This is a genomic window from Geodermatophilus bullaregiensis, from assembly GCF_016907675.1.
Lineage (GTDB): Bacteria > Actinomycetota > Actinomycetes > Mycobacteriales > Geodermatophilaceae > Geodermatophilus > Geodermatophilus bullaregiensis.
In genome coordinates this window covers 1,871,338-1,885,832 of the sequence record NZ_JAFBCJ010000001.1, presented here as the reverse complement: position 1 = coordinate 1,885,832, position 14,495 = coordinate 1,871,338, and the positions used below count along the sequence as shown (strand labels likewise).

General features: G+C 75.1%; 18 protein-coding genes. 10 read left to right on the top strand and 8 right to left on the bottom strand.

What is annotated here, in order from left to right; all coding sequences use genetic code 11:
- The first annotated feature begins 53 nt into the window (after positions 1-53).
- A complete protein-coding gene (locus JOD57_RS08780) occupies positions 54-272 on the top strand; it encodes a hypothetical protein (protein ID WP_204691654.1) in 219 nt (72 codons plus the stop codon).
- Positions 269-718, top strand: coding sequence for a type II toxin-antitoxin system VapC family toxin (locus tag JOD57_RS08775; RefSeq protein ID WP_204691652.1), 450 nt, complete (start codon positions 269-271; stop codon positions 716-718). The genes JOD57_RS08780 and JOD57_RS08775 overlap by 4 nt, the downstream gene beginning before the upstream one ends.
- Here the strand turns inward: JOD57_RS08775 and JOD57_RS08770 are convergent.
- Complete coding sequence (locus JOD57_RS08770) at positions 687-1,418, bottom strand: helix-turn-helix transcriptional regulator (protein ID WP_204691650.1); 732 nt, start codon at positions 1,416-1,418, stop codon at positions 687-689. The two genes, JOD57_RS08775 and JOD57_RS08770, sit on opposite strands and share 32 nt — an antisense overlap.
- Before the next feature lie 63 nt (positions 1,419-1,481).
- Between JOD57_RS08770 and JOD57_RS08765 the strand changes: the two genes are divergently transcribed.
- Positions 1,482-2,066, top strand: coding sequence for a dienelactone hydrolase family protein (locus tag JOD57_RS08765; protein ID WP_204691642.1), 585 nt, complete (start codon positions 1,482-1,484; stop codon positions 2,064-2,066).
- 63 nt (positions 2,067-2,129) lie between these two features.
- Here JOD57_RS08765 and JOD57_RS08760 read toward each other — a convergent pair whose 3' ends face one another.
- Positions 2,130-2,429: a hypothetical protein gene (locus JOD57_RS08760; protein ID WP_204691640.1), complete on the bottom strand. Its 300-nt coding sequence runs from the start codon at positions 2,427-2,429 to the stop codon at positions 2,130-2,132.
- Positions 2,422-3,306 (bottom strand): PspC domain-containing protein, encoded by an 885-nt coding sequence (locus JOD57_RS08755; protein ID WP_204691638.1) that lies wholly within the window; start codon positions 3,304-3,306, stop codon positions 2,422-2,424. The genes JOD57_RS08760 and JOD57_RS08755 overlap by 8 nt, the downstream gene beginning before the upstream one ends.
- A gap of 235 nt (positions 3,307-3,541) precedes the next feature.
- Between JOD57_RS08755 and JOD57_RS08750 the strand changes: the two genes are divergently transcribed.
- From JOD57_RS08750 to JOD57_RS08735, 4 genes are read left to right on the top strand one after another with little or no spacing between them, the layout of a single operon-like run.
- The gene (locus tag JOD57_RS08750; protein ID WP_307824570.1) at positions 3,542-4,720 is read left to right on the top strand and encodes an ATP-binding protein; all 1,179 of its coding nucleotides are present in this window, start codon (positions 3,542-3,544) and stop codon (positions 4,718-4,720) included.
- Positions 4,717-5,379, top strand: coding sequence for a response regulator (locus JOD57_RS08745; protein ID WP_307824569.1), 663 nt, complete (start codon positions 4,717-4,719; stop codon positions 5,377-5,379). The genes JOD57_RS08750 and JOD57_RS08745 overlap by 4 nt, the downstream gene beginning before the upstream one ends.
- Positions 5,380-5,415: 36 nt before the next feature.
- Positions 5,416-6,603: a M28 family metallopeptidase gene (locus JOD57_RS08740; protein ID WP_204691636.1), complete on the top strand. Its 1,188-nt coding sequence runs from the start codon at positions 5,416-5,418 to the stop codon at positions 6,601-6,603.
- Positions 6,600-6,779 (top strand): hypothetical protein, encoded by a 180-nt coding sequence (locus JOD57_RS08735; protein WP_204691634.1) that lies wholly within the window; start codon positions 6,600-6,602, stop codon positions 6,777-6,779. The genes JOD57_RS08740 and JOD57_RS08735 overlap by 4 nt, the downstream gene beginning before the upstream one ends.
- Positions 6,780-6,852: 73 nt before the next feature.
- On the opposite strand, the gene JOD57_RS08730 is transcribed toward JOD57_RS08735, so the two are convergent.
- From JOD57_RS08730 to JOD57_RS08720, 3 genes are read right to left on the bottom strand one after another with little or no spacing between them, the layout of a single operon-like run.
- Positions 6,853-7,587 carry a PIG-L deacetylase family protein gene (locus JOD57_RS08730; RefSeq protein WP_204691632.1) on the bottom strand — a complete coding sequence of 245 codons (735 nt, stop codon included), beginning with the start codon at positions 7,585-7,587 and terminating at the stop codon, positions 6,853-6,855.
- Positions 7,588-7,644: 57 nt separating this feature from the next.
- Positions 7,645-8,544 (bottom strand): RNA polymerase sigma-70 factor, encoded by a 900-nt coding sequence (locus JOD57_RS08725; protein ID WP_204691630.1) that lies wholly within the window; start codon positions 8,542-8,544, stop codon positions 7,645-7,647.
- Entirely contained in the window at positions 8,541-9,137 is a 597-nt protein-coding gene (locus tag JOD57_RS08720; protein WP_204691622.1) for a carboxymuconolactone decarboxylase family protein, read from the bottom strand. The genes JOD57_RS08725 and JOD57_RS08720 overlap by 4 nt, the downstream gene beginning before the upstream one ends.
- A gap of 184 nt (positions 9,138-9,321) precedes the next feature.
- Here JOD57_RS08720 and JOD57_RS08715 point away from each other — a divergent pair, with 184 nt between their 5' ends.
- Entirely contained in the window at positions 9,322-9,726 is a 405-nt protein-coding gene (locus JOD57_RS08715) for a YybH family protein (protein WP_204691620.1), read from the top strand.
- A 19-nt stretch (positions 9,727-9,745) separates the two neighbouring features.
- On the opposite strand, the gene JOD57_RS08710 is transcribed toward JOD57_RS08715, so the two are convergent.
- Positions 9,746-10,018: a chorismate mutase gene (locus JOD57_RS08710; RefSeq protein ID WP_204691618.1), complete on the bottom strand. Its 273-nt coding sequence runs from the start codon at positions 10,016-10,018 to the stop codon at positions 9,746-9,748.
- 256 nt (positions 10,019-10,274) lie between these two features.
- On the opposite strand from JOD57_RS08710, the gene pcrA reads away from it, so the two are divergent.
- Positions 10,275-12,572 carry a DNA helicase PcrA gene (gene pcrA, locus JOD57_RS08705; RefSeq protein WP_204691616.1) on the top strand — a complete coding sequence of 766 codons (2,298 nt, stop codon included), beginning with the start codon at positions 10,275-10,277 and terminating at the stop codon, positions 12,570-12,572.
- A gap of 74 nt (positions 12,573-12,646) precedes the next feature.
- The gene (locus tag JOD57_RS08700; RefSeq protein WP_204691614.1) at positions 12,647-13,198 is read left to right on the top strand and encodes a TetR/AcrR family transcriptional regulator; all 552 of its coding nucleotides are present in this window, start codon (positions 12,647-12,649) and stop codon (positions 13,196-13,198) included.
- Between the two features lie 335 nt (positions 13,199-13,533).
- On the opposite strand, the gene JOD57_RS26775 is transcribed toward JOD57_RS08700, so the two are convergent.
- Complete coding sequence (locus JOD57_RS26775) at positions 13,534-14,340, bottom strand: M23 family metallopeptidase (RefSeq protein ID WP_307824568.1); 807 nt, start codon at positions 14,338-14,340, stop codon at positions 13,534-13,536.
- Positions 14,341-14,495: the final 155 nt, after the last annotated feature.

Here is a 14,495-nt window from a genome sequence, read left to right as displayed (position 1 = left end):
CCGACGAGCTCGTGGCGCGGGTGCGTGCGGCCGCAGGCCGGCTCGGACGCAGCATGAACGAGTACGTCGTCGCAGTGCTCGGCGCTGCGACAGATCCCGACCTCGCCGGGGACGACGCCGAGCGGATCCGTGAGCGGCTGGCGCGGGCGGGACTCCTCGCCCCGACCGGACCTGCTCGTCGGCGTCCGGACCCCGACGACGTGGCAGCGGCGAGAGCCGCTGCGGGGAGGGGTACGTCGCTGTCGGACATCGTCGCCTCCGATCGGGCGTGACGGTCTTCGCCGACTCGAGCGCGCTGGTCAAGCTCTACGCCGACGAAGCCGGACACGAGCAGGTCCGCGCGCTGTTCCAGCTCGTCGTCTCGCAGCCCGCCCGCGTCGAGGTGCCGTCCGCGATCTGGCGCAAGCAGCGCCCGGGAGAGCTGGACGCGGGTGCCGCACGTCTGCTGACCTCGGCCTTCGAGGCCGACTGGTCCGGCACGGAGGACGGGTCGCCGGGGTTCTCCGCCGTCTCGCCGACGACGGCCGTCCTCGAGGGCGCGGCTCGGCTGTGCGCGGTCCACGGGCTCCGCCCCCACGACGCCGTGCAGCTGGCCTGTGCGCTCGCTGCCCGGACCGCTCTCCCGGAGTGCCGGACGTTCGCGGCCGTCGACCGGCAGCTGCGGGCAGCCGCCGCTGCGGAGGGCTTCACCCTGGTGCCGGCCTCCTCGGAGGTGTGACCGGGGCAGCCCCGGTCCGGACGCTGTGGGCGTCCGCCGGCGGGGCGCCGAAGACGGCGGGGTCGTGGGCCGGTGCCGGCTCGGTGGTCAGGTCGGCGGCCTCGATGCGGTCCCAGCGGAACCAGCGCGGGGCGTCGCGCTCCCGGCACCAGCCGACCAGGTACCAGTGGTCGCCGGTGCGGGCGAACAGGTGCGGCTCGACCCGGCGGCGCGAGGCGGTGCCCGCGCGGTCGCGGTAGGAGATCGCGACGACGCGGCGCCGGGCCAGCGCGTCCTCGACCACGGGCGCCGGGTCCGGGCGTCCACCCGGCCGGCCGCGCACCCACACCCGGCTCCCGAGGCGCTCCACCTCTGCCCGGGCCGCGGGACCGAGGACGTCGAGCACCTTCTCCAGCGCCGCGCGACCGTCGGCGGCGAAGGGCACGTCCGTCGCGCCGGCCAGCGCGACCGCCACCGCCACGGCCTGCGCGGCCGTGAGGTTGACCGGCGGGAGCGTGGCCGCGGCGTCGAGGACGTAGCCGCCGCCCGGGCCGGCGCTCGCCCAGATCGGGACGCCGGCCTGCTGCAGCGCGCCGACGTCGCGCTTCACCGTGCGGGTGGACACCTCCAGCCACGCCGCCAGCCGCCGCGCCGTCCGCCCGCGGGAGCCGGCCCGGCGCAGCTCCTCGGTCAGTGCGTGCAGCCGGTCGGTGCGGTTCACGCGGCAAGAGTGGCAGGAGACGGTGACAGGACGGTGTCACCGAGGGCGTCCGAGAGTGGGTGCATGACCACCGTCGCGCTCTTCCACTCCGTCCTCGGCGTCCGCCCCGGCGTCACCGACGCCGCGGACCGGCTGCGCACCGCCGGCCACGAGGTCGTCGTCGTCGACCAGTACGACGGCCGGGTGTTCGACGACTACGAGGAGGCCGGTGCGCTCTTCGAGTCGATCGGGATCCCGGCGCTGCTGGGCACCGCGCTCGACGGCGTCCGCGAGCTGCCCGACGGCTTCGTCGCCGCCGGCTTCTCCAACGGCGCGGGCATGGCCGAGTACGTCGCCACGCAGCGCCGCTGCAGCGGGGTCCTGCTGTTCTCCGGTGCGCTCCCGCTCGCCCTGCTCGGCGACGTCCCCTGGCCGGCCGGCCTGCCCGCTCAGCTCCACTACACGCTCGGCGACCCCTTCCGGCGAGAGGAGTGGGTGGCCGCGTTCGCCGACGACGTCGCGCGCGGCGGCGGCCGGCTCGAGGTCGTCGACCACGAGGGCGCCGGCCACCTGTTCACCGACCCGAGCCTGCCGGACGAGTACGACCCGCAGGCGACCGAGCGGCTGTGGCGCGAGGCGCTGGCCTTCTGCGAGCGGGTCGCCGGCTGACACGACGGAGGGCCCGGGGAGCGGTCGCTCCCCGGGCCCTCGATCGGTGCACCCCCGTGCCGGTCAGCGCCTGCGGCGGGCCTTCCGGAGCTCGCTCACCAGGAGCCCGACGCCGGCGCCGACCAGCAGCAGCCACAGCAGGCCGCCGTCGGCGAGGAAGCCCAGGGGCAGCGTCACCCCGGCGAGGACCACCAGCGCCAGGAGGACGTAGACAACGCCCGGGACGAGGGTGACCAGGTCGACCCGGCGCTGCGGCGGCGGGGCGTCCTGCGTCTCCAGCGCGGTCGGGTACTGCCACTGCTCGGCGAGCGCGCGCTCCTGCCAGCCGGTGGGGGTGGTGGGGAACTCGCTGTAGTCAGGCACGGGACACCTCCACGTCTCCGACGCCGTGCTCGATGGTCAGGACGAGGTCGGCGTCGCCGTCCCCGCCGGGGGCGCGGAACAGGCCGCCGTCACTGCGGCCGAGCAGGTCGACCTCGCCGATGCCGCTCTCGACGTCGATCCGCACGTCGGCGTCCCCGGGCACGGTGACGTCGAGGTCGCCCGCACCGTGCTCGATGCGCACCTCCAGCGGCCGGTCCCGGTCGCCGGGGCCGATCTCGGACAGGTCGACGTCGAGGTCGCCGGCGCCGAGGCGGTACACGTCGTCCACCTCCGCGACGCTCGTCGGCCGGTAGGTGCGGTCGCCGACGCCACCGCCGAAGTCGTCGTCGTCCCCGTCGGTCCACGGGACGGCGGAGGCGAACAGCAGCGCCACGGACAGGACGGCGCCGACGGCGATCAGCCCACGGCGCGGCGAGCGGCCGCGGGCGAAGCTGGACCCGACCAGCCCCAGGCCGACGACGAGCAGCGCGGTGGCGAGGACGCCGGTCGGGCCGAGGTCGAGGTCGGTGTAGCGGGTGACCAGGACCAGCAGCCCCACGGCGATCAGCAGCCCCGCGACGGTGATCCCGGCGACGGGGGAGCGGGGGCCGGGCGGCTGCGCCGGGGCGCCGTCGACGGGACGGCGCGGGCCGGCCGGCATGAGCAGCCACAGCAGCAGGTAGACGAGGACGCCCGAGCCGCCGGCGACGGTCAGGGCGACGAAGCCGACCCGCCACAGCAGCGCGTCGATGCCGCTGTACTCGGCGAGGCCGCCGGCGACACCGCCGACGACCTTGTCGGTGCGGCTGCGCCGGAGCGAGGAGCGGGCCACCGGTGGGGGTTCGGTGAGCGGAGCGGGAGGGGGTGCGGCGGTCATGGCGCAGAGCGTGCCGACCGGGCCGCCGCCACGGTATCGGGGAAGGCCCCCATCCGACCCTGGTCCTCCTCCTCCGGGGGCTTCCCGGTACCGGACGGGGGCCGCGCGGTGCGACGATCGTCGCGTGACGAGGACGGCGCCGACCCCTGCGGGCGGACCCCCGGCGGCTGCCCCGCCGGCCGCGAGCGGACCCGCGCCCGGCGGCCCCGTCGGCGTGCCCGGCGGCCTCGCCCCCGTGCCCGGCGCCGCGGCTCCGGTCACCATGGGGGACGGGCGGCCGCCGCTGGTCCGGCCCCGGTCGGGCCGGCTGCTGGCCGGGGTCGCGGCCGGGACGGCGGCGCACCTGCGCGTCGACCCGCTCGTCGTGCGGGTGGTCCTCGTCGCGCTGGCCACCACCGGCATCGGCGTCGTGGTCTACGCGCTGCTGTGGTTCTTCGTCCCGCTGGGCGACGCCGCACCGGCCCGCACGGAGTCGGAGCCGAGCCGGCGGCAGACCCTCGGCCTGGTCCTCTTCGGGCTCGGCGCCCTCGTGCTGGTCACCAACCTCTCCACCTGGGGCAACAGCGACCTCATCGCCCCGCTGCTGCTCGTCGGCGGCGGCCTGGCCGTCATCTGGCGCCAGCTCGACACCGACCGCACGCTCGCCCGCCCCGGCGTCCGGTGGGTGCTGGCCGGCGGGGGGCTGCTCGCCGCCGGCGGGGTGGTGCTGCTGCTGGCCACCACCGGGCAGCTGGCCAACGCCCGCAACGGGTTCACCGCCACCCTGGTCATCCTCGCCGGGGTGGTGCTGGCCACCGCGCCGTTCTGGCGCCGCCTGCTCGACTCCCGGGCCGCCGAGCGGACCGCCCGCATCCGGTCGGAGGAGCGGGCCGCGGTCGCCGCCCACCTGCACGACTCGGTGCTGCAGACCCTCGCCCTCATCCAGCGGCACGCCGACGACCAGCAGGCCGTCGCCCGGCTGGCCCGCAGCCAGGAGCGCGAGCTGCGCAGCTGGCTCTACGAGCCGGCGGCCGCGGCCGGCGGCACGTGGACGGCGCTGGTGTCGCAGATCGTGGCCGAGGTCGAGGCCGACCACGAGCTGACCGTCGACCCCGTCGTCGTCGGGGACGCACCGGTCGACGACGCGCTGGCCGCCCTCGGTGCAGCCGCCCGGGAGGCGCTGGTCAACGCGGCCAAGCACGCCGGCGTGACCTCCGCCGACCTCTACACCGAGGTGTCCGCGGCCCAGGTGTCGGTGTTCGTCCGCGACCGCGGGACCGGGTTCGAGCCCGCCGCGGTACCGGCCGACCGGCGCGGCCTGCGCGACTCGGTGAGCGGGCGGCTGACCCGCTTCGGCGGGACGGCGAGCGTCCGGTCCGCGCCGGGGGAGGGCACGGAGGTGGAGCTCTGCCTGCCCCGCGAGGCCGCGGCGTGAGCGACCGGCCCCGCGTCTACCTCGTCGACGACCACGCCATGGTCCGCGCGGGCGTGCGCGCCGAGCTGGGCGACTCGGTGACCGTGGTCGGGGAGGCCGCCGACGTCGACTCCGCGATCACCGGCATCCGTGCCGCCGCCCCCGACGTCGTGCTGCTCGACGTCCACCTGCCCGGCGGCGACGGGCGGGCGGTGCTCGAGGCGCTGCGCGCCGAGCTGCCGGAGGTGCGCTGGCTGGCGCTGTCGGTGTCCGACGCCGCCGAGGACGTCATCGCGGTCATCCGCGCGGGCGCCCGCGGCTACGTCACCAAGACCATCTCGGGGCCCGACCTGATCGCGGCGGTGCAGCGGGTGGCCGAGGGCGACGTCGTCTTCAGCCCCCGGCTGGCCGGCTTCGTGCTCGACGCGTTCGCCGCCTCGTCGCCGTCCGCCCCGCAGCCGGAGGACCCCGCCACCGACCCCGGCCTGAACCTGCTCAGCGCGCGCGAGCGCGAGGTCATGCAGCTGCTGGCCCGCGGCTACACCTACCGCGAGATCGGCGGGCGGCTGTTCATCTCGGTCAAGACCGTGGAGTCGCACGCGTCGAACGTGCTGCGCAAGCTCCAGCTGTCCAACCGCAACGAGCTCACCCGCTGGGCGGCCACCAACCGCCTGCTCTGAGGCGGGGTCGACCGGTCGGCTGACCGTCCCCTCGGCGTGACCGAGCGTCAACCTCCGACCCGGGCGTGTCCCACGTCACACCGATCGCACCACCCCAGAAAGGCGCCGCTCAGCCACCTCCCCGGTCATCGCGCGGCTCCCCGGCCGCCGACGCCGCCCGTCGCAGGCCCCGTACCTCCCGCCCGCCCCGGGCCATCCTCGGCCGATCGGGAACCGGGACGTGTCCGTCGGTCGCTGTCGCCCGGCGGACCTGACGAGGAGGAACGGGATGGCGGGACGGCGTACGAGGTCCGGCAGGACCGGCACGAAGGCGGTCGCGGCGGGACCTGCTTCTTCGGGACGAAGGCCTACTACGCGGAGCAGGCCGGCGCCGAGGCGGTCGTCGTCATGAACCAGGGCAACACCCCGGACCGGGAGGAACTGCTCGTCGCCGACGCCACGAGCGTGGACGAGCCGATCCCCGGGGCGCCCGGACCGGTCACCCACGGCATCCCCGTGGTCGGCGCGAGCTCCCAGGACGGACTGTCGCTGGCCGAGGACGGCTCGACCGCGTACGTGAACGTCCTGCCCGCCGAGACGCGCACCGACCACAACGTGATCGCCGAGCTGCCGGGCGAGAACCCCGACGACGTCGTCATGGCCGGTGCGCACCTCGACAGCGTCATCGAGGGGCCGGGGATCAACGACAACGGCTCGGGTTCGGCAGCGATCCTGGAGACGGCCCTGATGATGGCCGGCACCGAGCCGCAGAACACGCTGCGGTTCGCCTGGTGGGCCGCCGAGGAGCAGGGTCTGGTGGGCTCGGCCGACTACGTCGCGGGGCTGTCGCAGGAGGAGCGCGACCGCATCGCGCTCTACACGAACTACGACATGGTCGGCTCGCCGAACTACGTCTTCATGGTCTACGACGCCGACGAGTCGACCTTCCCGGCTCCCGAGGGCGTCACCATCCCCGAGGGCTCGGAGGCCGTCGAGGACGTCTACGAGTCGTACTACACGGCGATCGGTGAGCCCTACGACGACACCGAGTTCTCGGGGCGGAGCGACTACGAGGCGTTCATCCTCGCCGACTTCCCCTCGGGAGGGCTGTTCACGGGCGCCGAGGTGGTCAAGACCGAGGAGCAGGCAGCGATCTGGGGCGGCACGGCCGGGGAGCAGTTCAACCCGTGCTACCACCTGGCCTGCGACACCTACGAGAACAACGACACCACGCGCTCGAGGTGAACAGCGACCTGATCGCGTTCGCGATGCTGACGTTCGCGTACTCCACGGAGACCGTGAACGCCGTGCCGGGCAAGCCGGTCCCCGGCCGGCCGTTCGAGCTGCCCGAGCCCGCCGGCCCGGAGGGCACCTTCGCGGCGGAGGGCGACGGCGGACTGGGTCACCACCACGACGCCTGACACCGGGGAGGCCTGACACGAGGGTGGCGGGGCCGGTCGGCCTGGGACGGCCCCGCCACCCCGGCCACGGCGATCAGGCGGTGTGGACGACGTGGAAGGCCTCGGCCAGGCGGCCGGCGGGCAGGCCGAACCGGCGGGCGGTCTGGCTCATCCAGCCGGAGAGGAAGCCCTCGAGGTCGTCCATGTGGCTCACCTGCGTCACGTGGCTCTGCAGCGCGGCGAACTTCAGCTCGACCACGTCGGTGACGTCGACGGCGTGGTCCGCCCGCGGGCTGGCGCCCAGCCAGACCTCCGACACCGTCCACGCCTCCAGGCCCTCGTCGGCGAGCAGCTCGGGGAAGGCGAAGGGGTTGCGGGCGTCGGGGTAGACCGCGCGCAGCGTCGACTCGCCGACGGTCATGTGGTCGGGGTGGCTGGCCCCGACCCGCTCGTACCAGCGCTCCGGTGAGCTCGTCAGCACCCGCTGCGGGCGCACCTGCCGGATCACCCGGGAGATGTCGCGGCGCAGGTCGAGGGTCAGCTCCAGCCGGCCGTCGGGGTACCCCAGGAACCGGACGTCGGTCACGCCGACGGCGGCCGCGGCGGCCCGCTGCTCGTCCCGCCGCAGCGGACCCATCCGTTCGCGCGGCGTCTCGTCGAAGCCGCCGGCGTCGCCGTCGGTGACGATGCAGTAGGTGACCTCGGTGCCGGCCGCCGTCCACGTGGCGACGGTGCCGGCGCTGCCGAAGTCGACGTCGTCGGGGTGGGCGAGCACGCAGAGGGCGCGCTCCACGTGCGCGGCGGGGGCGGCGGGCAGGGGGGCGGTCACCCGGGGAGCCTAGACAGAGGACCCTCCTGCCCCCGCCACTCGCCGGCCGCCCGGCCCTCACCTCCGCAGGCCGGCCAGCTTCTCCGGGTTCCGGACGACGAGCACCTGCTCCACGCGGCCGTCGGCGACGACCAGCGACATGGTCATGTACGGCTCCCCGCCGGTCCGGACGACGACACCCGGGGCGCCGTTGAGGTCGGTGACCTCGATCCCCAGGTCCGGCATCGCCATCCCCTCGGCGGCGGTGGCCCGCAGGAACCGCAGCACCTTGTCCCGGCCGGTGATCGGCCGCAGCGCCGCCTTCGCCCGTCCTCCGCCGTCGGTCACCAGGACGACGTCGGGGGCCAGCAGCGCGACGAGCTCGGCGACGTCCCCGCCGGCGGCCGCGGCGAGGAACCGCTCGGTCACCTGGCGCTGCGTGCGCCGGTCGGTGTCGAACCGGGGACGCCGCGCCTCGACGTGCTCGCGCGCCCGGTGCGCCTGCTGGCGGACGGCGGACTCCGAGCGCCCGAGCGCGGCGGCCACCTCGGCGACCGGCAGGCCGAACACCTCGCGCAGCACGAAGACGGCGCGCTCGACGGGGGTGAGGGTCTCGAGGACGACGAGCAGGGCCAGCGACACCTGCTCGCCCAGCTCCGCGGCCTCCTCCGGTCCCCGGGCGGCCTCGTCGGTCAGCAGGGGCTCGGGCAGCCACGGGCCGACGTAGGTCTCGCGCCTCGAGCGGGCGGACCCGAGCCGGTCGAGGGCCAGCCGGGAGGTGACCTGCACCAGGTAGGCCCGCGGGTCGGCGACGTCGTCCCGGGCGGCCGACGACCAGCGCAGCCACGCGTCCTGGACGACGTCCTCGGCGTCGGCGATGCTGCCGAGCATCTGGTAGGCGACGGTGAACAGCAGCCGCCGGTGCCGGTCGAAGGCCGCCAGCCCGGCGTCCGGAGCCGACGGCTGCGGAGTGCTCACGACGGCGGGGCCGCCGCGGTGCGGGCGGTCGGGACGGGGACCTCGCAGCGGTCCCGGAAGCCCTGGCTGGTCAGGCCCAGTGCGCTGTTGAAGCGCGACCGGGAGTTCTCCACGGCGACCATCATCGTCAGCTCGACCAGGGCGGCGTCGTCCAGATCGCGCCGCAGGCCGGCCACCATCTCGTCGGTCACGGCCGGCGGGGTGAGGCTCGTCGCCTCTGCGTAGGCCAGCACCCGCCGTTCGAGGTCGGTGAAGACGTCGCTGTCCCGCCACCGCGGGACGTCGCGCAGCTTGACCGGGTCGGTGCCCTTCCGGGTGGCGACCCAGTAGCCGAAGTCGACGCACCAGGAGCAGCCGATCGTGACGGCGGAGGCCATCTGGGCGAGGTCCTTGAGCGTGGGGTCGAGCGCGTGCCACTTCTCCAGGGCCATCTCGTGCCGGGCGTTGGTCACCAGCACGCGGGGGTTGTGCCCCATCGCGGCGGCCGGGTCGGCGACGGTCCCGAACCGCCGGCGCGAGTACCACTCCGTCAGCCGGTAGACGAGGGTGCGGGGCGGGTCGAGCGGGATGCGGGCGGTGCTGCTGCGGGTCATGTCCGGCTCCTCTCCAGGGGACGTCCATGGAGACGACGCAGCCGCCCGTGGTGTGACATGCCGGCGCAGACCGGGTGGCCGGATCCGGGGCCCCCCGCGACCGGGCACCCGGGGGCATGCTGACCCGGCCCGGCCGTGCCGCACGGGACGCTCCTGCCCGGCACGCCTGGTGAGGGGAGGCGACATGGACCCCGCACTGTCGCGAGCGCTGGAGCGCGTCGCCGACGGGCTCGCGCAGATGGGGGCCGGGAACCCCGGTCCGTACGCGGCCTGCTGGGCCGACTCCGCCGACGTGACGCTGTTCGGTGCGTGGGGGCCGATCGAGAAGGGCCACCACGCAGTCACGAGGACCTTCGAGTGGGTGGGCAGCCGCTTCGCCGACGGCCGGCTCGTCCCGCGGTACGAGGTGGTCGAGCACAGCGGCGACCTCGCGTACACGGTCGGCACCGAGGAGGGCACGGTGCGCGTCGACGGTGGCGAGCCCCGGCCGATGGCGATCCGGGTGACGCACGTCTACCGGCGGGTCGAGGGCGACTGGTGGCTGGTGCACCGCCACGCCGACTTCCCGCCCGCCGACCAGCGACGCTGACCGACGACGACGGGGTCCCCTACAGGCGGCCGCGGCCCTGGCGGAGCAGCATCATGCCCAGCGCGGCGCCGTCCGGGCCGAGCGCGGCCTGGAACCGGGCGAGCACCTGCTGCTCGCGGGAGAGGGAGAGCCGCGTGCCGCCGCTGGCGCGGCGCAGCTCACCGATCTCGTGGGACACCGCCAGCCGGCGCTGCACCAGGGCGATGAGCGCGGCGTCGCAGGCGTCGATCTCCTCGCGCAGCTCGGCGATGCGCTCGTCCGCGGCGGGAGTGGTGGGGAGGGTGGCGGTCATCGGGGTCCTCCGGGGCGGAACGGTGGCCGTCGGACCCCGGGAACGAGAAACGCCCCGGGCTCCTCGGGCCCGGGGCGTCTGTTGCGGCGGTTGCTCAGCCAGCGGCGACGGACACCGGATCCCGGTGGCCGTAGGAAAAGACGACGGTGGCGAGCAGCACGTCGGCGAGTGTGCCACACCGCCCGTGGCGGACGCCACGACGGCGGCGGGTGGAAGGCGCTGAGCCGTCACCCGTCCGAACTACAGTGGTGTGGCTATGAGCAGCGTGCAGCAGGCCCTCCCCGGTACCGCCGCTCTCCAGCGCTCCGCCCCCGGCTCGGCCGGCCGGGAGCTGGACCGGATGCTGGCCGGCCTCAACGGCCCCCAGCGCCAGGCCGTCGTCCACGAGGGCGGCCCGCTGCTCATCGTCGCCGGTGCCGGCTCGGGCAAGACGCGCGTGCTCGCCCACCGCATCGCCTACCTGCTGGGCGCCCGCGGGGTGCAGCCCGGTGAGGTCCTCGCGATCACCTTCACCAACAAGGCCGCCGGGGAGATGAAGGAGCGCGTGGCCCAGCTCGTCGGCCCGCGCGCCCGCGCCATGTGGGTGTCGACGTTCCACTCGATGTGCGTGCGCATCCTGCGCGCCGAGGCCGCCAAGCTGGGCCTGAAGTCGTCGTTCACGATCTACGACCAGGGCGACTCGGTGCGGCTGATGACGATGGTCGCCCGCGACCTCGACCTCGACGCGAAGCGCTACCCCGGACGCAGCCTCGCCGCCCAGGTGTCCAACCTGAAGAACGAGCTGGTCGACGAGGAGTCCTACGTCCCGACGACGGCGCCGGAGAAGGTGCTCGCCGAGGCCTACCGGCTCTACCAGCAGCGGCTGCGCGAGGCGCACGCGCTGGACTTCGACGACCTGATCATGACGACGGTGCACCTGCTGCAGGCGTTCCCCGACGTCGCCGAGCACTACCGCCGCCGCTTCCGCCACGTGCTCGTCGACGAGTACCAGGACACCAACCACGCGCAGTACGTGCTGGTCCGCGAGCTGGTCGGTACCGGTGAGGGGCCGGTCCCGCCGGCCGAGCTGTGCGTGGTCGGCGACGCCGACCAGTCGATCTACGCCTTCCGCGGCGCGACGATCCGCAACATCGACGAGTTCGAGCGCGACTACCCGCAGGCCACGACGATCCTCCTCGAGCAGAACTACCGCTCGACGCAGCGCATCCTCAAGGCGGCCAACACCGTCATCGCCAAGAACACCGGCCGCCGTCCCAAGAGCCTGTGGACCGACGCCGGCGACGGCGAGCTGATCGAGGGCTACGTCGCCGAGAACGAGCACGACGAGGCCGCCTGGGTCGCCGAGCAGATCGACGCGCTGGTGGACGAGGGGAAGGCGGCCCCCAAGGACATCGCCGTCTTCTACCGGACCAACAACGCCTCCCGTGTGTTCGAGGAGGTGTTCATCCGCGTCGGCATGCCCTACAAGGTCGTCGGCGGGGTGCGCTTCTACGAGCGCAAGGAGGTCCGCGACGCGCTGGCCTACCTCAAGGTGGTGGCCAACCCGGCCGACGTCGTCAGCCTGCGCCGGGTGATCAACACGCCCAAGCGCGGCATCGGCGACAAGGCGGAGTCCTGCGTCGAGCAGTTCGCCGACCGGGAGCGGATCGCCTTCGCCACCGCGCTGCGCCGCTGCCCGGAGATCACCGCGCTGGCGCCGCGCTCGCTCAAGGCGCTGCAGGACTTCGTCGCCCTGCTGGAGGAGTTCGAGCAGCTGGTCGAGACCGGCTCGGGCCCCGCGGCCCTGCTCGAGAGCATCCTCGACCGCACCGGCTACCTCGCCGAGCTGGAGGCCAGCAACGACCCGCAGGACGAGGGGCGCGTCGACAACCTCAACGAGCTCGTCTCGGTGGCCGCGGAGTTCGAGGCGACGAACCCCGGCGGCACGGTCACCGACTTCCTCGAGCAGGTGTCGCTGGTGGCCGACGCCGACCAGATCCCCGTGTCCGGCGACGAGGCCGGCGTCGTCACGCTGATGACGCTGCACACCGCCAAGGGCCTGGAGTTCCCCGTCGTCTTCCTCACCGGGCTGGAGGACGGCGTCTTCCCGCACCTGCGGGCGCTGGGCGACCCGCGGGAGCTGGAGGAGGAGCGGCGGCTGGCCTACGTCGGCATCACCCGCGCGCGGCAGCGGCTGTTCCTCTCCCGCGCCACGGTCCGCACCAGCTGGGGCCAGCCGGCCTACAACCCGCCGTCGCGGTTCCTCGACGAGCTGCCCGGCGAGGCCGTGCACTGGGCCCGCGTCGACCCGACGCCGGCACCGAGCACCGGGTACGGCTCGGCGCAGTCGAGGGTGGCCGCGACCGGGCTGTCCACCGGCGGGCTGCGCGGCGGCGCGGGCAACCGCGCGGTGATCTCCGTCGAGGTCGGCGACCGGGTCAGCCACGACGCGTTCGGCCTCGGCACGGTGGTCGAGGTCAACGGCGCAGGGGACAAGGCGCAGGCCACGGTGGACTTCGGCTCGGGCGGCACCAAGCGCCTCGTCCTGCGCTACGCCCCTCTCGTCAAGCTCTGACCGGCCTCACGCCGCGGCCGGGGCGGGGCCTCACGCCGCGGCCAGGGCGGTGACGCCCGCGGCCAGCTGGGTCCGTGTCTGCCGACGACGCACTGCTGGACGTTGCCGCCACGCTCCTCGCCGCTCGCCCGGCCGCCTCCATGGACGACGTCGCGCGTGCGGTCGGCGTCAGCCGGGTCACGCCGTTCCGCCGGTTCCCCAGCCGATCGACCCTGATCGGCACGCTGTGCCGGCAAGCGGTCGAGGCCTTCATCGCGGCGACCGGCCCCGCCGGTGCCGAGGACGGTGACGACCCGGTGCTCGCCCTGCGGGGTCTGGTGGGCCGGCTGGTCCCGCTCGGCGCCCGCTACGGCCGGCTCATCACCCAGCCCCCCGAGGAGCTGGTCGAGCAGGACCTCCTGGCACGCGCGGCCGCCGGCGAGGAGCGGGTGCGCCTCCTGGTCCGACGAGGTCAGGAGGCCGGCGTCTTCCGGGTCGACGTCGACCCCGAGTGGGTCCTGACGGTGCTGACCTGGCTGGTCGTGGGTGCCGCGGACGGCGTGCGGCTCGGCCGGCTGGCACCTGCCCGCGTGGAGCCGTCCGTGGCCGACACCGTCCTGCGGCTCGTCGTCAGGGACGCCGGGTGAGCCGTGCGGTGGGCCGGACGGCCACGCCGGGGTGGAGGTCGGTGACCGGATCGGTCACGACCCCGGTCGTGGCACGGTGGTCCCCGGCTCGGGTGGCACCAAGCGCCTCGCTCGGCGCTACGCCCCTCTCGTCGAGCGCCGGCACGGTCGTCCTCCGGCCGACACCGCGGCCACGTGCCGTCCCCGACCTGCGCCGCACTGCCCGGCGTCCCGGCCAGCCGGTCTCCGGCCCTCGCTGTGCCGGTGTTCCTCGTGCACCGCGGGTCCTGCAGCGCCGCTGGAGCACGAGCAACACCCACGACGCAGGTGCGTGACCGTGCCCTGCAGAGTCTGGCTCAGATGGCGACGCCGTGGTCGGCGAGCCACTCCTCGGGGTCGATTGGCCGGCCGGTCATGCTGCCGCGGTTGATCTGGTAGTGCAGGTGGGGGCCGGTCGACTGGCCCTCGTTGCCGATCTTGGCGATCTGGTCGCCGGCGTGCACGATGTCGCCGGCCTCGACGTCGTAGTAGCGCATGTGGCCGTAGACGTGCACGTTGCCGTCGGCGTCCTGCACGTAGACGGCGTTGCCGTACCCCGAGGCCGGCCCGGCGCGCAGCACGACGCCGTCGGCGGCCGCGTAGACCGGGGTGCCCAGCGGGCCGGCCAGGTCGATGCCGTAGTGCATCGAGCCCCAGCGCATGCAGAAGCAGGTGGTCATGCGGCCCTGCGCGGGCAGGACGGTCTGCGGCTCCCGGGCGGCGCGCGACGCCGCGAGCTCGCTCAGCCGCTGCTGGGCCTCGGCCTGGCTGATCCCGCGGCGGGCCTCGGCGTCCTCCACGTCCCCGGCCAGGCCGACGTCGGCCGCGCCCAGTCCGTAGTCGGCGGCACTGACGGAGACGGGCGTCGGCGCCCCGCCGGTGAAGGCGGGGACGGCGGCGAGCACGGCCCCGACCACGAGCGCGGCCAGCCAGAGCGGCCCGCGCCGGCCGGGCGGGCGGCGCACGGTGCGGCGCGCGGCCGGCTCGGCGGTGTCCTGGGAAGGGGTCTCGGGAGCGGCGGCGCGGACGTCGGCAGGTGCCCCCACCCGGGACGGCGCGGCGGTGACGGGCGCGGCGTTGCCCGCCGGGCGCTCGAGGAGCGCGGGACCACTCTGCCGGGCCACGGGACACCCTTCGTCCACGCTCCCGGGACCACTGTGCGCAGCGGTCCGCCGGGGGAGCGACGGCGGTGGAGGCGCCCGGGAGGACGCCCGCCGGTGGGTACCGGCGCCGTGATCGGACCGTAACGTGCAGTCACCGACGAGCGGGGTAGGCGACG